The 17243-nt window shown below is 68.0% G+C and carries 17 protein-coding genes; 10 read left to right on the forward strand and 7 right to left on the reverse strand.

The genetic code is table 11. The features are described 5' to 3' along the window. Positions 1 to 4: 4 nt before the first annotated feature. The 4 genes from secA to H165_RS0102020 all read left to right on the forward strand — a co-directional run bounded on the left by secA (position 5) and on the right by H165_RS0102020 (position 5761). Complete coding sequence (secA, locus tag H165_RS0102005) at positions 5 to 2749, forward strand: preprotein translocase subunit SecA (protein WP_026146285.1); 2745 nt, start codon at positions 5 to 7, stop codon at positions 2747 to 2749. 119 nt (positions 2750 to 2868) lie between these two features. Then, positions 2869 to 4086 carry a bifunctional glutamate N-acetyltransferase/amino-acid acetyltransferase ArgJ gene (gene argJ / locus H165_RS0102010; RefSeq protein ID WP_017937230.1) on the forward strand — a complete coding sequence of 406 codons (1218 nt, stop codon included), beginning with the start codon at positions 2869 to 2871 and terminating at the stop codon, positions 4084 to 4086. Between the two features lie 110 nt (positions 4087 to 4196). Continuing rightward, complete coding sequence (locus H165_RS0102015) at positions 4197 to 4823, forward strand: glutathione S-transferase family protein (RefSeq protein ID WP_017937231.1); 627 nt, start codon at positions 4197 to 4199, stop codon at positions 4821 to 4823. Continuing rightward, positions 4820 to 5761 carry a Nudix family hydrolase gene (locus H165_RS0102020; RefSeq protein WP_026146286.1) on the forward strand — a complete coding sequence of 314 codons (942 nt, stop codon included), beginning with the start codon at positions 4820 to 4822 and terminating at the stop codon, positions 5759 to 5761. Before H165_RS0102015 ends, H165_RS0102020 begins: the two co-directional genes overlap by 4 nt. A 1-nt stretch (position 5762) precedes the next feature. On the opposite strand, the gene H165_RS0102025 is transcribed toward H165_RS0102020, so the two are convergent. The 4 genes from H165_RS0102025 to H165_RS0102040 are packed head-to-tail and all read right to left on the reverse strand — an operon-like array spanning position 5763 to position 10322. Next, positions 5763 to 6350, reverse strand: coding sequence for a cob(I)yrinic acid a,c-diamide adenosyltransferase (locus tag H165_RS0102025; protein WP_017937233.1), 588 nt, complete (start codon positions 6348 to 6350; stop codon positions 5763 to 5765). A gap of 2 nt (positions 6351 to 6352) precedes the next feature. Beyond that, positions 6353 to 8362 (reverse strand): sensor histidine kinase, encoded by a 2010-nt coding sequence (locus H165_RS0102030; protein ID WP_017937234.1) that lies wholly within the window; start codon positions 8360 to 8362, stop codon positions 6353 to 6355. Between the two features lie 47 nt (positions 8363 to 8409). Continuing rightward, entirely contained in the window at positions 8410 to 9321 is a 912-nt protein-coding gene (locus tag H165_RS0102035) for a putative 2-dehydropantoate 2-reductase (RefSeq protein ID WP_017937235.1), read from the reverse strand. Then, on the reverse strand, positions 9318 to 10322 hold the full coding sequence (locus H165_RS0102040) for a GGDEF domain-containing response regulator (protein ID WP_408002790.1): 1005 nt from the start codon (positions 10320 to 10322) through the stop codon (positions 9318 to 9320). The genes H165_RS0102035 and H165_RS0102040 overlap by 4 nt, the downstream gene beginning before the upstream one ends. Before the next feature lie 125 nt (positions 10323 to 10447). Between H165_RS0102040 and H165_RS0102045 the strand changes: the two genes are divergently transcribed. Next, positions 10448 to 10927 carry a YajQ family cyclic di-GMP-binding protein gene (locus tag H165_RS0102045; protein WP_017937237.1) on the forward strand — a complete coding sequence of 160 codons (480 nt, stop codon included), beginning with the start codon at positions 10448 to 10450 and terminating at the stop codon, positions 10925 to 10927. Between the two features lie 10 nt (positions 10928 to 10937). Here the strand turns inward: H165_RS0102045 and H165_RS0102050 are convergent, their stop codons facing one another. After that, positions 10938 to 11144 (reverse strand): hypothetical protein, encoded by a 207-nt coding sequence (locus H165_RS0102050; protein ID WP_017937238.1) that lies wholly within the window; start codon positions 11142 to 11144, stop codon positions 10938 to 10940. Between the two features lie 198 nt (positions 11145 to 11342). On the opposite strand from H165_RS0102050, the gene H165_RS0102055 reads away from it, so the two are divergent. Then, positions 11343 to 11633: a hypothetical protein gene (locus H165_RS0102055; RefSeq protein WP_026146287.1), complete on the forward strand. Its 291-nt coding sequence runs from the start codon at positions 11343 to 11345 to the stop codon at positions 11631 to 11633. A gap of 61 nt (positions 11634 to 11694) precedes the next feature. On the opposite strand, the gene H165_RS0102060 is transcribed toward H165_RS0102055, so the two are convergent. Next, positions 11695 to 12858, reverse strand: coding sequence for a 1-acyl-sn-glycerol-3-phosphate acyltransferase (locus H165_RS0102060; RefSeq protein WP_017937240.1), 1164 nt, complete (start codon positions 12856 to 12858; stop codon positions 11695 to 11697). Positions 12859 to 12955: 97 nt separating this feature from the next. Here H165_RS0102060 and H165_RS0102065 point away from each other — a divergent pair, with 97 nt between their 5' ends. The 3 genes from H165_RS0102065 to H165_RS0102075 are packed head-to-tail and all read left to right on the forward strand — an operon-like array spanning position 12956 to position 14057. Then, a complete protein-coding gene (locus H165_RS0102065) occupies positions 12956 to 13138 on the forward strand; it encodes a CPXCG motif-containing cysteine-rich protein (RefSeq protein ID WP_026146288.1) in 183 nt (60 codons plus the stop codon). Next, positions 13138 to 13398 carry a putative signal transducing protein gene (locus H165_RS0102070; protein WP_017937242.1) on the forward strand — a complete coding sequence of 87 codons (261 nt, stop codon included), beginning with the start codon at positions 13138 to 13140 and terminating at the stop codon, positions 13396 to 13398. The genes H165_RS0102065 and H165_RS0102070 overlap by 1 nt, the downstream gene beginning before the upstream one ends. A 41-nt stretch (positions 13399 to 13439) precedes the next feature. Beyond that, positions 13440 to 14057 (forward strand): SOS response-associated peptidase, encoded by a 618-nt coding sequence (locus H165_RS0102075; protein WP_017937243.1) that lies wholly within the window; start codon positions 13440 to 13442, stop codon positions 14055 to 14057. Here the strand turns inward: H165_RS0102075 and H165_RS20315 are convergent, their stop codons facing one another. Next, entirely contained in the window at positions 14058 to 16187 is a 2130-nt protein-coding gene (locus tag H165_RS20315) for a methyl-accepting chemotaxis protein (protein ID WP_017937244.1), read from the reverse strand. Between the two features lie 185 nt (positions 16188 to 16372). On the opposite strand from H165_RS20315, the gene H165_RS0102085 reads away from it, so the two are divergent. Further along, the gene (locus tag H165_RS0102085) at positions 16373 to 17188 is read left to right on the forward strand and encodes a M48 family metallopeptidase (RefSeq protein ID WP_017937245.1); all 816 of its coding nucleotides are present in this window, start codon (positions 16373 to 16375) and stop codon (positions 17186 to 17188) included. Positions 17189 to 17243: the final 55 nt, after the last annotated feature.

Below are 17243 nucleotides of genomic sequence, written 5' to 3' on the forward strand. Positions count from 1 at the left end.
CGATATGTTTGCGCCTTTGTTGAAGAAACTCTTTGGAAGCAAGAACGAGCGTGAGATCAAACGCATGCTCAAGGTCGTCCAGACCATAAATGCGCTCGAAGAGCAGATGGTCGCCCTGTCCGACGAACAGCTGCGGGCCAAGACCGCGGAGTTCAAGGCGCGCCTCGGCAAAGGCGAAACGCTCGACCAGATCCTTCCCGAAGCCTTCGCCGTGTGCCGTGAAGCCGGCAAGCGGGTGATGGGCATGCGCCACTTCGACGTCCAGCTGATCGGCGGCATGACCCTGCACGAGGGCAAGATCGCCGAGATGCGTACCGGCGAGGGCAAGACCCTGGTGGCGACCCTGGCCGTCTACCTCAACGCCCTGGAAGGCAAGGGCGTGCACGTGGTCACCGTCAACGACTACCTGGCCCGCCGCGACGCCAACTGGATGCGCCCGCTGTACGAGTTCCTCGGCCTCTCCGTGGGCATCGTCAGCCCCTTCCAGCCGCCGGAGGAGAAGCGCGCCGCCTATGCCGCGGACATCACCTACGGCACCAACAACGAGTTCGGTTTCGACTACCTGCGCGACAACATGGCGTTCAGCCTGAGCGACAAGTTCCAGCGCGAGCTGAACTTCGCGGTGATCGACGAGGTGGACTCCATCCTCATCGACGAGGCACGCACCCCGCTGATCATCTCCGGCCAGGCCGAGGACAGCTCGCGCCTGTACATCGAGATGAACCGCCTGATCCCGCGCCTCAAGCAGCACATCGAGGAAGTCGAGGGCCAGGTGACCCAGGAGGGCCACTACACCATCGACGAGAAGACCCGCCAGGTGGAGCTCACCGAGGCCGGCCACCAGTTCGTCGAGGAACTGCTCTCCCAGAACGGCCTGCTGGCCGAGGGCGAGAGCCTCTACTCGGCGCACAACCTCAGCCTGCTGACGCACGTCTACGCGGCCTTGCGCGCCCACACCCTGTTCCACCGCAACGTCGAGTACATCGTGCAGAACGGCCAGGTGATCCTGATCGACGAGCACACCGGCCGCACCATGCCCGGTCGCCGCCTTTCCGAGGGCCTGCACCAGGCCATTGAGGCCAAGGAGGGCGTGCAGATCCAGGCCGAGAGCCAGACTCTGGCCTCGACCACCTTCCAGAACTACTTCCGCCTGTACAAGAAGCTCTCCGGGATGACCGGCACCGCCGACACCGAGGCCTTCGAGTTCCGCCAGATCTACGGCCTCGACGTGGTGGTGATCCCCACCCACCGGCCGGTCGCCCGCAAGGACTACAACGACCTGGTCTACCTGACCCAGGAGGAGAAGTACCAGGCGATCATCGCCGATATCAAGCAGTGCCAGGGCAGTGGTCGCCCGGTGCTGGTCGGTACCGCGTCCATCGAAACCTCCGAGTACGTTTCCCAACTGCTGCAGAAGGAAGGCATCGAGCACAAGGTGCTCAACGCCAAATACCATGACAAGGAAGCCGAGATCATCGCCCAGGCCGGACGGCCGGGGGCGGTGACCATCGCCACCAACATGGCCGGCCGCGGGACCGACATCCTCCTTGGCGGCAACTGGGAGGCCGAGGTGGCCGCCCTGGAGAACCCCAGCGAGGAGCAGATCGCGCAGATCAAGGCCGACTGGCAGAAGCGCCACCAGCAGGTGATCGAGGCCGGCGGCCTGCACGTGATTGCCTCCGAGCGCCACGAGTCGCGGCGCATCGACAACCAGTTGCGCGGCCGTGCCGGTCGTCAGGGCGACCCGGGCTCCAGCCGCTTCTACCTGTCGCTGGAAGACAGCCTGATGCGCATCTTCGCCTCCGACCGGGTGAAGAACTTCATGAAGGCCCTCGGCATGCAGCCGGGCGAGGCCATCGAGCACCGCATGGTCACCAACGCCATCGAGAAGGCGCAGCGCAAGGTCGAAGGCCGCAACTTCGACATCCGCAAGCAGCTGCTCGAATACGACGACGTGGCCAACGAGCAGCGCAAGGTGATCTACCACATGCGCAACCAGCTGCTGGCCGCCGAGGACGTCGCCGAAACCATCGCCGAGTTCCGCGAGGAAGTGCTGGCCAACACCTTCCATCAGTACATTCCACCGCAGTCGCTGCCCGAGCAGTGGGACATCCCCGGCCTGGAGGCCGCGCTGGCCAGCGACTTCGGTCTCAAGCTGCCGATCCAGCAGTGGTTGGACGAGGACGACCACCTGCACGAGGAACCGTTGCACGCGCGCATCCTCGAGCAACTGGTGGCCGCCTACCGCGAGAAGGAGGAGCTCGCCGGCGCCGAGGCGCTGCGTGCCTTCGAGAAGCAGATCCTGCTGCGCGTGCTGGACGACCTGTGGAAGGACCACCTGTCCACCATGGATCACCTGCGCCACGGCATCCACCTGCGCGGTTACGCGCAGAAGAACCCCAAGCAGGAGTACAAGCGCGAGTCCTTCAGCCTGTTCCAGGACCTGCTGGATTCCATCAAGCGCGACACCATCCGCGTGCTCTCCCACGTTCAGGTACGCCGCGAGGATCCCGCCGAGGAGGAGGCGCGCCTGCGCCGCGAGGCCGAGGAGCTGGCCAAGCGCATGCAGTTCCAGCACGCCGAGGTGTCCGCTCTGGCCCAGCCCGAAGAGGCGGCCGCGGCCGAGGCGGGCGGCGACGTTGCCGTGGCCCAGACCCCGGTACGCAGCGAGCCGAAGATCGGCCGCAACGAGCCCTGCCCCTGCGGTTCGGGCAAGAAGTACAAACACTGCCACGGGCAGATCAACTAAGCTCTGCCGGGCAACTTACCCGCGCCGCGACCGGCTCTGCCGCTCGCGGCGTTTTTGCCTAGGTTTCACCGGCCGCAGGCGCGGCCGTCGATCACACTGTTCTACGAGGAGCACTCTTCATGGCTGTCGGTCTTGGTCCCCTGCCCACCCTGCACCCGGTTCCCGGTTTCGAGCTCGGCATCGCCTCGGCCGGCATCAAGCGACCGGGCCGCAAGGACGTGGTGGTGATGCGTTGTGCCGAGGGTTCCACGGTGGCCGGCGTGTTCACCCGTAACGCCTTCTGCGCCGCCCCGGTGATCCTCTGTAAGCAGCGCTTTCTCGGGCCGGTACGCTACCTGGTGACCAACACCGGCAACGCCAACGCTGGAACCGGTGCCCAGGGCCTGGCCAACGCCGAGCGGGTCTGCGCCAGGCTGGCCGAGCTGGCCGGGGTGGACGCCAGTGCGGTGATGCCGTTCTCCACCGGGGTGATCGGCGAGCCGCTGCCGGTAGAGAAGATCGAGGCCGCGCTGCCGGCCGCCCTGGCCGACCTCAAGGCCGATAACTGGGCCTTGGCCGCCGAAGGCATCATGACCACCGATACCCAGCCCAAGGGCGCCAGCCGGCAGTTCGTCCACGAGGGCGTGACCGTCACCGTCACCGGCATCAGCAAGGGCGCCGGGATGATCAAGCCGAACATGGCCACCATGCTCGGCTACATCGCCACCGACGCCAGGGTCGCCCAGGGCGTGCTCCAGGACCTGCTGCGCGACGCGGCGAACAAGTCCTTCAACCGCATCACCATCGACGGCGACACCTCCACCAACGACAGCTGCGTGCTGATCGCCACCGGCCAGTGCGGCCTGCCGGAAATCACCCAGGCCAGCGGCGCGCTGTTCAGCGCCCTCAAGCAGGCGGTGCTGGAGGTGGCCATGGAGCTGGCCCAGGCCATCGTTCGCGACGGCGAAGGCGCCACCAAGTTCGTCACCGTGCAGGTCAACGGCGGTGCCACCCATCAGGAGTGCCTGGACGTGGCCTATGCGGTGGCCCATTCGCCGCTGATCAAGACTGCCCTGTACGCCTCCGACCCCAACTGGGGGCGCATCCTCTGCGCCGTGGGCTATGCCGGCGTGCCCCAGCTGGACGTCAGCAAGATCGACGTGTTCCTTGGCGACGTGTGCATCGCCAGCAAGGGCGGCCGAGCGCCCAGCTACACCGAGGAGCAGGGCGCCCGGGTGATGGCCGAGGCGGAGATCACCATCCGCATCGAGTTGGGCCGCGGCAGCTGCAGCGAAACGATCTGGACCACCGATCTGTCCCATGATTATGTGAAGATCAACGCCGAATACCGGACCTGAACCCCGGCTGCCAGCCCAGCGCTGAGCCGTAGCCGCGGCGCGCGCCGCCTTCCGGCGGCGTGCCCTCCGCGGCCCGCCAAGGCGACAGCCGTCGATGCGAGGAGCCTGCGATGGAGCTGCTGATTGGTGACAAACGCTATTCGTCCTGGTCGCTGCGCGCCGCCCTGGCCATGGCGCTGGCCGAGGTGCCGTACCGCGAGCGGCTAATTCGCCTCGGTCAGCCGGACACCCATCAGCGCATCCTGGAGTGCTCGCCGAGCGGCAAGGTGCCGGTGCTGCTCACCGAGGAAGGGCGGATCTGGGATTCCCTGGCGATCGCCGAGTACCTCGCCGAGTCCTTCCCGGAGGCCCACCTATGGCCGCGCGGCGAATACGCCCGGGCGGTGGCGCGCTCGATCTGCGCGGAGATGCACAGCGGCTTCGCCGCCCTGCGCACCCACCTGCCGATGGACCTGCAGCATGACGCGCCGCTCAAGCGGGTGCCCGACGAGGCGAAGACCGACATCCAGCGCATCTGCACGCTGTGGACCGAGTGCCGGGCCAACTTCGGCCAGGATGGTCCGTTCCTGTTCGGCCATGCCAGCCTGGCGGACGCCTTCTACGCGCCGGTGGCCAGCCGCCTGCGCTGTTACCGCATCGACCTGCCGCCGGTGGCAGCGGCCTATGTCGATACCATCTACCAGTGGCCGGCGTTCCAGCGCTGGCTGCAGGACGCTCTGGAGGAAAGCGAAGCGTGAAACGAATCCATGTGGCGGCGGCGGTGATCTACGATGCCGCCGGCCGCATCCTGTTGGCCCGTCGTCCCGAGGACAAGCACCAGGGCGGACTCTGGGAGTTCCCCGGTGGCAAGGTGGAGGAGGGCGAGCCCGTGGAGGCGGCCCTGGCCCGCGAGCTGGAGGAAGAGCTGGGCATCCGCGTCGAGCAGGCCCGGCCGCTGATCCAGGTCAGCCACGACTACCCGGACAAGCGCGTGCTGCTGGACGTCTGGGAGGTCACCGCGTTCTCCGGCGAGGCGCATGGCGCCGAGGGCCAGCCGCTGGCCTGGGTGACTCCGCGCGAGCTGGGCAACTACGAGTTCCCCGCCGCCAACCGGCCGATCGTGCGGGCCGCGCAATTGCCCCGCCAGTACCTGATCACTCCCGACAACCTGGAGCCGGCGGCTCTTCTCAAGGGCCTCAAGGCCGCTCTGGCCGCCGGCATCCGCCTGGTCCAGCTGCGTGCGCCCAACCTGTTCAGTCCGGAATACCGGGATCTGGCGGTGGACGCCGTGGGGCTCTGCGCCGGCAAGGCGCAGGTGATGCTCAAGGGCCCGCTGGAGTGGCTGGGCGACTTCCCCGCCGCCGGCTGGCATCTGACTGCCGAGCAGCTGCGCCAGTACGCGCCGAACGGCCGGCCGTTCCCCCGGGAGCGCTGGCTGGCCGCCTCCTGCCACAACGCCGAGGAGCTGGCCCTGGCGGCGCAGATGGGCGTGGACTTCGTGACCCTGTCGCCGGTGCAGCCTACCGCCACCCACCCCGAGGCCGTGCCGCTGGGCTGGGACGCCGCGCGCGAGCTGATCGCCGGCTTCAATCAGCCGGTGTTCCTGCTCGGTGGGGTGGGGCCGGAGGATGCCGAGCGCGCTGGGCGCATCGGCGCCCAGGGGGTGGCCGGGATTCGCGCCTTCTGGCCGACCTGAGTCAGCGCCCGGCGTCGGGCTTGGGCGCTGCCTGCCAGAGCACCTCGGCGACCCGCGTGCGGCGGGCGATCAGCCGGGCGGCGACGAACAGCAGGTCGGAGAGTCGGTTGAGGTAGGCGAGGGGCACCGCGCCGAGCGGTTCCACGGCATTCAGCGCCTGGCAGCGGCGTTCCGCGCTGCGTGCCTGGCTGCGGCACACGTGGGCCTGGGCGACCAACGCCGAACCGCCGGGCAGGATGAAGTTCTCCAGCGGGCCGACCTCGGCGTTCCAGCGGTCGATGGCCGCTTCCAGACGCTGCACCTCGGTTTCGTTCAGGGCCTGGTAGGCGGGCATCGCCAGCTCGCCGCCGAGGTCGAACAGACGGTGCTGGCAGGGCTCGAGCACTTCGATCAGCTCGCTGAGACCTGGCCATTGCGCCCGGGCTTCGGCGAGCTGGGCGAGCAGCAGGCCGAGCTGGCTGTTCAGCAGGTCCACCTCGCCGATGGCCTCCACCCGTGGATGGTCCTTGGGCACCCGACGGCCGTCGCCGAGGCCGGTTTCCCCGCGATCGCCGGTTTTCGTGTAGATCTTGCTCAGTCGATAGCCCATCTTTAGCGGCTCGTGGTCTCGTTGTGCAGGGGCAGGCGCAAGGTGAAGCAGGTGCCCTGGCCGAGCTGCGACTGCACCTCCATCTGCCCCTTGTGGTTGTTGGTGATGATGAAGTAGGACACCGACAGGCCCAGCCCGGTGCCCTGGCCGATCTCCTTGGTGGTGAAGAACGGCTCGAAGATGCGCTTGCGCACCTGCTCGGGCATGCCGACGCCGTTGTCCTCCACCTGGATCTCCGCCCACGGCGGGCTCAGCCGGGTGCGCAGGATGATGCGCCCGGGCTGCTCGTCGTCACGCTGGTGGATGGCCTGGGCGGCGTTCTTCAGCAGGTTGAGCAGCACCTGTTCCAGCTCGTTGGCGGTGGCCGGCACCGCGCCGAGGCGCGGGTCGAAGTCGCGGACGATGGTCAGGCCCTTGAAGTCGAAGCCCTCGGTCAGGTCGAAGTCGTTGCCGGCGATCTCCACGGCCTGGTCGATCAGCGCGGGCAGGTCGCAGGGCGCCAACTGGCGGTCGCTGCGCCGGCTGAAGCTGAGCATGTGGCTGACGATCTTCGCCGCCCGCGAGCCGGCCTGCTGGATGCCGTCGAGCAGCTGCGGCACCTCGCGGCTTTCCAGGTAGCGGTTGACCGCGTCCAGGTCGATGCCGGCGGTTTGCGCCTGCTCGCGGTTCCTGGCCAGCTCGGGGGACAGGCGGCGGCGGATGTTCTGCACGTTGTGCAGGATGGCGCCCAGCGGGTTGTTGATCTCGTGGGCCATGCCGGCGGCCAGGCCGCCCACCGAGAGCATCTTCTCCGACTGCACCATCATCTCCTCGAGGGACAGCCGCTGGCTGATGTCGTCGATGCGGATCACCACTCCCTGCAGGCTGCCGCCGACCAGCGGGTAGAAGGTCAGCGCGTAGTGGCGCGGCTCGCCGTCCTTGATCCAGGTGACTCGCTCGATCTTCTCGACGGTGTGTCGCTCGGCGGTGCGCCGCAGCTGGGTGAGGTAGAACTTCAGCGAGGGAAAGGCGAGGAACACCGGCTGGTTGATGGCGTCCTCCGGGGCGGTGCCGGAGAGGGCGGTGGCCTCCTGGTTCCACTGGGTGACGTAGAGCTCCTGGTCCAGCGCGATCAGCGCCGAGGGCATGGAGTCGATGATGCTGTTCAGATAGTTCTGGAAGCCGGTGAGCTTCTTCTCGATCTTGCTGCGCACCTGCACCTCCAGCTCCAGCTGGCGGTTGGAGTGACGGGTCTCCTCGGCCAGGGTGCGGGCCTGGTCGAAGGCCGCCTGGGCTTCGTCGCGGGCACGCTTGAGCTGCTGCTCGCGGGCCTGCATGCGGCTCAGCATGGTGTTGAAGGCGTCGGCCAGGTTGCCGATCTCGTCACGGTTGCCACGTGCGGCACGCAGCGAGTAGTCCTCGTCGCGGGTGACCTGGCGCGACAGGGCTTCCAGCTGGAGGATCGGCTGGGTCACCAGGCGCTTGATCTGCTGCGCTACCACCAGCCAGAGCAGCACGCTGAGGGCGAGGATCACTCCGCTGGCGGTCAGGGTGCCGGTGTAGAAGGCGCCGGGCAGTTCGCTGGAGGCGACCAGCAGCAGGTGACCCGGCTGATGGCCGTCGCGGGGCAGCTCGATCAGTTGGTTGGCACGGAACTCGCCGATCCGCCAGCTGGCCACGTCTTCGACGCGCTGCGGCAGGTGCAGGTCCTCGCCCTGCTGGAGCTCGGCGAGTAGCGCGCCCTGGCTGTCGTAGAGGGCCGCGGCGCGCAGCGGGGTGTAGCCCTCCAGGCGCTGCAGCAGGTCGCGCGCTTCGTCCGGCGAGCTCAGGGCGGTGCTGCTCAGCGACGGGCTGGCGATCAGCCTGCCGAGGGTGTGTAGCGCCTGCGGCGCCATGTTCTCCTGGGATATCCAGTAGGCGGCGCTGATGAAACTGAGGTTGGCCACCAGGAGCACGGTGGCTAGCAGGACCAGCACGGCGGTCAGCAGCTTCTGCCCGACCGGCAGGTTTTCGAGGCGCTGGCGCAGGGACATGAACGGGAATCGTGGCTGACGGGCGTGTCCGGCAGGTTAGCGCGCGGCTAGCCGGTGGGCAATCCGAGCCGGACCAGATGGGCCACCAGGCGCTGATGCAGCGCTTCCAGGCGCGGCAGCTGCAGGTCGTGGCGACCGGCCTGGGCCAGCGCATGGCCGAGCAGGTAGGCGATCTCGGTGCGCCGGCCGTGGGCGACGTCCTGGTACATGGAGGAGTAGTTGGCGGCGGTGGCTTGGATCACTCCCATGACCTCTTCGTGTAGGCCCTGCGCAGCGCTTGCCTGGCCGCAGGCGCGCAGGAGTTCCACCAGCTCGGCGCAGATCCCGGCGACTTCTTCGGCATGTCCGGCCAGTTCGCCGTTGCGGCAGGCATGCAGCACGGTGAGGGGGTTGATCGCGCAGTTGAGAGCCAGCTTGCGCCATAGTCGGGCGAGGATGTCCGTGGTCCACTGCTGGGGAATGCCGGCGGCGTCCAGCTCGGCGAGCCAGGTCGGCGCGCCGGGCTCGCGCGGATCGCCCAGCCAGGTGAAGCCCTGGCCGGCGAACACCACGCGGAACTGCTGGTCGCGGTAGGCCCCCTCGGTGCTGCTGGCGAGGATGCAGCGCGCCCGCGGCAGGCGCGCGGCCACCGCGTCCTGACTGCCCAGGCCGTTCTGCAGGAGGATCAGCTCGGCGCCGGGCACCAGGCGCGCGGCCACCCGGGCCACCGCCTCCTCGGCGTCGTAGGCCTTGCAGGCTACCAGCAGGCGGCGGATCGGCTCGGTCTCCTCCGGGGTCTGCGCGGCGATCGGGTAGAGGCTGGTCTGCCCGGGCTCGACAAGGGTCAGGCCGCCGAGGCGTCGGTAGCTGGCGAGGCGCGCGCGGTCGCGGAGGATCAGGCGCACCGGCAGGCCGGCGCGGGCCAGGCGCGCGGCCCACAGCCCGCCGAGGCTGCCGGCGCCGAGGATGTGCCAGGTCATGCGCGCTGGGGCAGGCGCAAGGCTGCCACCCGTCCGCTGGCGTAGGCCTCGTCGAGCAGCCCGGTGGCCATGCCCATCACGTCTTCCGCGCTGAGCGGCAGGGCCCCGGCGTCGAAGCCGACCATGGCGATGCCGGCCTGCAGGTTGACGAAGCCCTCGCTGGTCTTGAAGGCCTTGACGTTGAGGCCTTCGTACAGGCGCCGGAAGCTGCTCGGCGAGCATTCCTGGAGGTCGCTGAGCAGGGTGACCAGGGCGAAGTGGTCGTCATCCAGGCGCACCAGGGTATCCAGCGGGCGGATCAGCTGCTTGAGGCGGCGCGCCACGCCGCTGAGCAGTTCGTGGTGGAAGCCGGCGCCGTGGCGCTGGCGCAGCTGCGGAGCGTTCTGCAGACCGATCAGCAGGTAGCAGCCAGCACCTCCGCGCGACTCGATCTGACGCAGGCTGTCGCCGAGCTTCTGCAGCAGGTAACGGGGGTTGCCCAGGCCGGTCAGGGTGTCGACCAGGTTGCGCTCCTCCAGGCTGGCGATGTTGCGGGCCAGCAGCAGGTTCTCCTGCATCAGGCGCTGCAGGGTGCCACACAGGCGGTCGGCGGCGTACACCCGGGGCAGCAGCTGTTCGTTCATCTGCGCCTTGCTGATGAAGTCGTCGACGCCACGATCGAAGGCTTCGGCCAGCACGTTCTCGCCCTCCTTGCCGGTGAGCAGGATCACGTAGGTGTAGTGATCGGCCGTCTCGTCGAGCTGGCGCACCCGGGTGGTCAGCTCCAGGCCGTCGATCTCCGGCATCAGCCAGTCGGCCAGCAGCACGCTGGCGGGGCGCTGCTCCAGCTGCTGGAGCGCTTCCTCGGCGCTGTTGGCGAAGCGCACGTCTTGGTAACCGGCCTGGGCGAGGGCGCGGCCGATCATGGCGCTGGAGAACTTGGCGTCGTCCACGACCAGGATGCTGAGATGGGGATTGGGCATGGGCAGGCTCGTCGAAAGGGGCGATGTGCCGGCCGCCATGGCGAAAAGCCTGAATCGGGGCCGATCGGGAGTTTTGCGGCTATATAATGATCGGCCATTTTCACCGTCAAGCCTCGGTGCTTCCGGCCGTGACGCCGGTCGCGCCGTCTATCTGGAGAATCACCATGCCTTCGTTCGACGTGGTGTCCGAACTGGACAAGCACGAACTCACCAACGCCCTGGACAACGCCGCCAAGGAGCTGGAGCGGCGCTTCGACCTGCGTGGCAAGTGCAGCCTCGAGAGCAAGGAAAAGAGCGTCACCCTGACCGCCGAAGCGGACTTCATGCTCGATCAGATGCTCGACATCCTGCGGTCCTGCCTGATCAAGCGCAAGGTCGACATCCAGTGCATGGAGATCAAGGATCCCTATGCCTCCGGCAAGGTGGTCAAGCAGGAAGTGAACTTCCGCGAGGGGATCGACAAGGAGCTGGCGAAGAAGATCGTCGCCCACATCAAGGACACCAAGCTCAAGGTCCAGGCCGCCATCCAGGGCGAGCAGGTGCGCGTCACCGGCAAGAAGCGCGACGACCTGCAGGAAACCATCGCCAGCCTGCGCGGCAAGAGCTTCGGCCTGCCGCTGCAGTTCACCAACTTCCGCGACTGAGCCCGGCGGCTCAGCCAGCGTCCGGGGCGAACGGCAGCAGCGAGCGCCCGGTGCGCGGATCGGCCTCTGGCAGGTACGGGTGGGGCTGGTCGCTGAGGGTGCAGTAGACCAGCCAGGCACGGTCCTGGATGTTGATCGCCAGGGCCTCGACCAGGGCGATCTGCTCCTCGTCGTGGAACACCCGGTACAGCGGGTTCAGGTCGTGGGCATGCAGCATGGCGGTTCTCCCGAATGACTGCCGTCCAGCATGCCCGGGCTTTCTGACAGGCCGGTTACCGTCCGCCGGCGTTCGTCGGAAAGCGCCGCGGCGGCGCCGCCCTTGCGGTAGACTGCGTGGCCATAATCCTTTCCCTTTCTTCGTTCTGGCAGTGTGGTAGCGCGGTCTCCGCCGTCTTACCTCGCGCGGAGTCCGATGATGTCGCTGCATGCGTTGTGGAGCCTGTTCCAGGCTCATCCCGCCCAGGTGGTCAATGGTCTGGCCCTGTTCTTTGCTCTTGCCGGTAGCTGGCTGCTGGTCGCCACTCGCCTGCGCGAGCGCCGCGCGGCGCGGCTGAGCGCCCCGATCGAGCTGGAGGAAGCGCTGGATGATGAGGAGGGCCTGCTGCTCGACGAGCGCACCCTGCGCATCAACCGCTTCTTCGTGCGCTTCGGCGCGGCCTGCCTCGGCCTGGCGCTGGTGGTGTCCTGGCTGAGCACCCGGCTCTGAGCCGCCAGCGGAATGAAAAACGGCGACCCTGGGGTCGCCGTTTTGCGTTTCGTCCTGCCTTTTACAGCTCCAGGCCGGCCTTCAGGCGGTACTGGTTGCGCACCGGGTTGGCGTACTGCAGCACCAGGAACGGCCGCTGCTCGGCCGGGCAGGCCGCCAGGCGGCGCTGCCATTCCTGACGCGCGCGGGCCAGTTCCTCGGCGGAGAACAGCGCGCTGACCTCCGGTACCGCGAGCGCCGGATCGCGCTCCTCCCACTCGGCATAGGCCAGGTAGTTGACCGGGAACAGCCGGTAGCTGCCGAGGATCTGCCGGTCGAGCTCCAGGGCCAGCTGCTTGGCGTCCTCCGCCGGGTTCTCGATGGGCTCGCCGAAGCTGACGTGGACCCGGCCCTTGTAGCCGGTGATGCCCTGGGCGATGCTCTGGTCGTCCTCGCCCGGCGCCTTGGTGTAGCTGCCGGTGGTGGCTCGGGTGTATAGCTCGCGGGCCTTGGCCAGGTCGCAGGGATCGTACTCGTAGCTGATCGACACCGGGGTCAGGCGCAGGTCGCGGATCACCTCGGAGAAGGGCTCGTCCTTGCGGCTCATGTGGAACATCTTGAGGATCGCCGAGTCGGTGCGGTCGTCACCGTCCTTGGCGCGGCCTTCGGCCTGGGCGATCCACACCGACTCGCCGTCCTGGCGGATCGAGTGGTTGATGTAGGCCGACAGTAGCTGGAAGGCCGTCAGCTTGTCGCGCCGGTTGGTCAGCGAGCGATGCACGATGAAGCTCTTGTTCAGGCGCATCAGGTCGCTGACGAAGGGGCGCTGCAGCAGGTTGTCACCGATGGCGATGCGCGGGGTCGGCAGTCCGGCGTGGTACACCGCGTAGTTGACGAACGCCGGGTCCATGACGATGTCGCGGTGGTTGGCGACGAACAGGTAGGCGTTGCCGGGCTTGAGGCGCTCGACCCCGGAGTAGGTCACTCCGTCGGTGGCGCGCTCGATGGTGCGGTCGACGTAGGGCTCGATGCGCGCCTGCAGCTTGGCCACCGAGTCGATTCCGCGGAACTCGCTGCGCAGCCGATGGGCTATAAGTGGCTTGAGCAGCCGGTAGAACGGCTTGCTCAGGCGCGGATAGCGGAAGCGGGTAAGGGTGTCGAGAAATTCCTCGTCCTGCGCCAGGCGGGCGAGGACGGCCGGGACTTCGGCGTCAGCATAGGGTCGGATGGCGTCGAATTCGCCCATCATCTTCTCTGTCGTGTTGCGGTGGTGGGAGCGGGCCCCGGAGGCGGGGTCGAAAACAGACCGGCGAGTATACGCCAAACTCGTCACGGAGGCCGCGATGCTGGAAACCCGGGAATACCGCTGTCCATACTGTGGCGAGTGGGCCGAGGCGTTGCTCGACCTCTCGGCCGGCGATCGGGAGTACATCGAGGACTGCCCGGTGTGCTGCCGGCCGATCGTCTTCGGCCTGTGCCGTGACGGGGACGAGTGGTGTCTGGACGTGCGTACGGAGAACGACTGATGCAGCGCATCTACGAGCCGCAGGACCTGCTCGAGGCGGAAATGCTGCTAGGCATGTTGGCCAGTGAAGGCATCGAGGCGTACCTGGCCGGCCGGCACCTGCTCGGCGCCATCGGCGAGGTGCCGGTGCACGGCCTGCTGGGGCTTCTGGTGGACGACCGCGAGGCGGAGCGGGCACGTCAGCTGATCAGCGCGTACAATGCTGCCCAGCCGCTGCCCGGTGAGGAGCCGGACGGTGGGCCGGGCGTGCTGCTCTGCTGAGCGCCCCGGCAGCTTTCCGATCCGACAGGTTTCCCTTGCCCATGTGTGGACGCTATGCCCTGTTCCGCTGGTCGCCGGCCTTCGCCGCGCTGGCGGGCTTTCCCCCGGACCAGCGTCCGGCCTGGAACATCGCCCCGGGTGCCCAGGTGCTGCTCCTGCGCCGCCTCGACGGCGAGCTGCGCCTGGACCGCGCCCGCTGGGGACTGACCCCGGCCTGGCTCAGCGACCTGAGCAAGACCCCGGCCCAGGCCCGTGCCGAGACCCTCGCCGAGCAGCCGATGTTCCGCGAGGCGTTCCGCCTGCGTCGCGGTCTGCTGCCGGCCAATGGCTTCTACGAATGGCGTGGCGCGGCACGTAAGCGGCCCTACTGGATGACCGCCGAGGACCCCCTGCCGTGCTTCGCCGCGCTCTGGGAGGCCTACCCGGTGGGCGAGCGCTGCTACCTGAGCGTCGCCGTGGTCACTCGGGCGGCGGCTAGCCAGCGCCGGCCGCTGATCCTTGATTGCGCCGCCCAGGAGGCCTGGCTGGCTGCGGACACGCCGCTGGCCGAACTGCAGGCGCTGCTCGACCGTCCGCAGCCTCCGCTGCGCGAACGGGCACTGGCCACCCTGATCAACGATCCCAGGCTGGATGCCCCGGAGTGCCTGACTCCGGCCTGATCAGACCCGGAACTGGTTGACCAGCCGACGCTGCTGCTCGGCCAGGCGGGTCATCTCGGCACTGGCCTGGCTGGATTCGTCGGCGCCGCCGGCCACCTCGTTGGCCACCTGGCCGATGTTGGTGACGTTGCGGTTGATGTCCTCGGCCACCGCGCTCTGCTCCTCGGCGGCGCTGGCGATCTGGTTGTTCATGTCGTTGATCACCGACACCGCCTCGGTGATCGCCTCCAAGGCGCCGGCCGCCTGGCTGGCGTGCTCGACGCTGGCCCCGGTCTTGGCCTGGCTCTGCTCCATGACGCGGACCACCTCGCGGGTGCCGTTCTGCAGCTGCAGGATCATGCTTTGGATCTCCTCGGTGGCCTGCTGAGTCTTCTGCGCCAGGCTGCGCACCTCGTCGGCGACCACCGCGAAGCCGCGACCCTGCTCGCCGGCACGGGCCGCCTCGATGGCCGCGTTGAGGGCTAGCAGGTTGGTCTGCTCGGCGATGCCACGGATCGCCACCAGGATGGCGTTGATGTTCTCGCTGTCGCGGGCCAGCTCCTGCACCACGCCCACGGCGTGGTCGATCTCGCCGGCCAGCTCGCGAATCGCCGCGGAGGTTTCCTGCACCACCTGCTTACCCTGGTTGGCTGCGCGGTCGGCGTGGCTGGCCGCTTCGGCGGCGTGGCTGGCGTTGCGCGCCACGTCCTGGGCGGTGGCGGTCATCTCGTGGATGGCTGTGGCCACCAGCTCGATTTCCGCCAGCTGTTTCTGCACGCCCTGATTGGTGCGGATGGCGATGTCGGCGGTGCGCACGGAGGAGTCGCTGACCTGCTGCACCGAGTTCACCACCGCGGCGATCATGGCCTGCAGCTTGGTCAGGAAGGCGTTGAAGCCTTGGGCAATCTGCCCCAGCTCGTCGCTGCGTTGCACCTGCAGGCGCACGGTGAGGTCGCCGTCGCCCTTGGCGATGTCGTCGAGCATGCCGACCATCTGGCGCAGCGGCCGGGCGATGCCGTAGCCGACGAACCACACCACCAGCAGCCCGAGGCCGGCGACCAGCAGGCCCACCAGGGTCATGCCGAGGGTGTCCTGGTTCGCTTGCTCGGCCAGGCCTGCCTGCAGCTGCTGCAGCTCGGCGAACAGCGCCTCGCTGGGCAGGGTGATGGCCAGGGCCCAGCGCGTGGAGGTGCCGGCGACCTGGAAGGGGTAGAGCAGTTCGAACAGCTGCTGCGCCTCGTCGTTGCGCAGGATCGGGCGGTTGTCGTGGCTGTTCCTCAGCGTCTCCAGCAGCTCGGCTGGCAGCACTCGGGAGGCCGGTTGGCTGATCAGCGAGGCATCCCGGGTGGCGGCGATCAGGGTGCCGTTGGCTGCCACCAGCGCCAGTTCGCCGGCACCGTCGTAGAGCTCGCCGTTGACCTGCTCGAGCAGCTCTTGAATGAAGTCCAGGGCCAGGTCGTTGCCCACCGAGCCGAGGAAGCGGCCGTTCACCACGATGGGCGCATTGAACGAGGAGACCAGCACCTGCTTGCCGCCGAAGTCGTAGGCCGCGGGATCGACCACGCAGGGCTGCAGGCTCTGCTTCGGACACAGGTAGTACTCGCCCTCGCGGACGCCGGTGGGCAGGCGCTTCTCGCTCTCCATCTGCGCGGCGGTCAGCGGCAGCACCTTGAAGGCATTGCCTTCGCGGTACCACCAGGGCATGAAGCGTCCGGTCTGGTCGTAGCCCTCGGCTTCACGTCCGGCGTACAGGGCGTCGTACTGGTCGAAGGCGTTGGGCTCCCAGCCAATGAAGAAGTCCAGCAGGTCCGGGTTGGCCTTCAGGTAGCTGACCAGCAGCGAGGACAGCTCCTCGCGGCTCAGCTGCAGCGTCTCGTTGCCCGGGGCCATCCGGGCGTTCAGGGTGGCCACCGACTTGGCCAGGGTCATGGGCACCTCGAACTGCCGCTGCAGGCGGCCGACCTGGGCCTCGGCGAGGGCCACCAGGCGCTGCTCGATCACCTGTTGCAGCAGGCCGCGGGTACTGTCCTGCACCACCTGCTGGGTGCGGGCGCTGGCGAACAGAGCGTAGAGCACCAGGGCGACGACCACCGTCAGCACGCTCGCGCCGGCGAGGAGAGCGACGGAAAACTGGATGGATCTGAACTTCATGGGAGCTCCCGGCTCAATGTCTTCTATCCAGAGAATAACGGTCGGGAGCAGAGAGACTTTAGGCGCCTGACGCAAACGGCTCGGTCGGTGACGCTTTCAGTAAAGGGCGCGGGGCGATGCCGCTGCGGTTGCCCAGCTCCGGGGCGCGTCCTAGCATAGTGAGCCTGCTTCAAGGAGAACGCTCGATGAGCAAGGTTTTCATCCTGAGTGGCCTGGCGGCGGCGCTGCTGCTCGCCGGTTGCCAGGCCGTCAACACCACCAGCGGCGGCGCCGTGGGCGTCGAGCGCAAGCAGTACATGTTCAGCATGCTGTCGACCGAACAGGTCAACCAGATGTACGCCCAGTCCTACCAGCAGACTCTCAGCGAGGCGTCGAGCAAGGGCGCGCTGGACAGCTCCAGCGGCAACGCCAAGCGGGTGGCGGCGGTGGCTAAGCGGCTGATCGCCCAGGCGCCGGTGTTCCGCGCCGACGCGGCGAGCTGGGACTGGCAGGTCAACCTGATCAAGAGCGACGACCTCAACGCCAACTGCGGGCCTGGCGGCAAGATCATCGTCTACAGCGGACTGATCGAGAAGCTCAACCTGACCGACGACGAGTTGGCCGCGGTGATGGGCCACGAGATCGCCCACGCCTTGCGCGAGCACGGCCGCGAGGCGATGTCCAAGGCCTACGGCGTGCAGATGGCCAACCAGATCGGCGCGGCCTTGGGCGTCGGCCAGGGCGGCCTGCAGGTGGCCAACCTCGGTGTGGAATACCTGATGACCCTGCCCAACAGCCGTAGCAACGAGAACGAGGCCGACCTCATCGGTCTGGAGCTGGCGGCGCGGGCCGGCTACAACCCGAACGCCGCGCTCAGCCTGTGGGAGAAGATGGCCAAGGCCGGCAACGGCGCGCCGCCCGAGTTCCTCAGCACCCACCCCTCGTCGAGCACCCGCATGGCCAACCTGCAGGCGGCGATTCCCAAGGTGATGCCGCTCTACCAGCAGGCTACTGGCAAGTAGCCATGCCGGCGCCGAGGCTTTAGACTGGACTCGTCCATTCGTTGACAGTGGAGCG

It is taken from the genome of Pseudomonas thermotolerans DSM 14292, assembly GCF_000364625.1.
Classification (GTDB): Bacteria; Pseudomonadota; Gammaproteobacteria; order Pseudomonadales; family Pseudomonadaceae; genus Aquipseudomonas; species Aquipseudomonas thermotolerans.

Excerpts from the sequence above, each read along its gene's own strand:
- H165_RS0102030 (WP_017937234.1), bottom strand. The coding sequence starts at position 8,362 with ATGTCCCTGCGCCAGCGCCTCGAAAACCTGCCGGTCGGGCAGAAGCTG.
- H165_RS0102065 (WP_026146288.1), top strand. The coding sequence starts at position 12,956 with ATGCTGGAAACCCGGGAATACCGCTGTCCATACTGTGGCGAGTGGGCC.
- argJ (WP_017937230.1), top strand. The coding sequence starts at position 2,869 with ATGGCTGTCGGTCTTGGTCCCCTGCCCACCCTGCACCCGGTTCCCGGT.
- H165_RS0102015 (WP_017937231.1), top strand. The coding sequence starts at position 4,197 with ATGGAGCTGCTGATTGGTGACAAACGCTATTCGTCCTGGTCGCTGCGC.
- H165_RS0102060 (WP_017937240.1), bottom strand. The coding sequence starts at position 12,858 with ATGGGCGAATTCGACGCCATCCGACCCTATGCTGACGCCGAAGTCCCG.
- H165_RS0102035 (WP_017937235.1), bottom strand. The coding sequence starts at position 9,321 with ATGACCTGGCACATCCTCGGCGCCGGCAGCCTCGGCGGGCTGTGGGCC.
- H165_RS0102025 (WP_017937233.1), bottom strand. The coding sequence starts at position 6,350 with ATGGGCTATCGACTGAGCAAGATCTACACGAAAACCGGCGATCGCGGG.
- H165_RS20315 (WP_017937244.1), bottom strand. The coding sequence starts at position 16,187 with ATGAAGTTCAGATCCATCCAGTTTTCCGTCGCTCTCCTCGCCGGCGCG.
- H165_RS0102085 (WP_017937245.1), top strand. The coding sequence starts at position 16,373 with ATGAGCAAGGTTTTCATCCTGAGTGGCCTGGCGGCGGCGCTGCTGCTC.
- H165_RS0102040 (WP_408002790.1), bottom strand. The coding sequence starts at position 10,322 with ATGGCGGCCGGCACATCGCCCCTTTCGACGAGCCTGCCCATGCCCAAT.
- H165_RS0102045 (WP_017937237.1), top strand. The coding sequence starts at position 10,448 with ATGCCTTCGTTCGACGTGGTGTCCGAACTGGACAAGCACGAACTCACC.
- H165_RS0102075 (WP_017937243.1), top strand. The coding sequence starts at position 13,440 with ATGTGTGGACGCTATGCCCTGTTCCGCTGGTCGCCGGCCTTCGCCGCG.
- secA (WP_026146285.1), top strand. The coding sequence starts at position 5 with ATGTTTGCGCCTTTGTTGAAGAAACTCTTTGGAAGCAAGAACGAGCGT.
- H165_RS0102070 (WP_017937242.1), top strand. The coding sequence starts at position 13,138 with ATGCAGCGCATCTACGAGCCGCAGGACCTGCTCGAGGCGGAAATGCTG.
- H165_RS0102055 (WP_026146287.1), top strand. The coding sequence starts at position 11,343 with ATGTCGCTGCATGCGTTGTGGAGCCTGTTCCAGGCTCATCCCGCCCAG.
- H165_RS0102050 (WP_017937238.1), bottom strand. The coding sequence starts at position 11,144 with ATGCTGCATGCCCACGACCTGAACCCGCTGTACCGGGTGTTCCACGAC.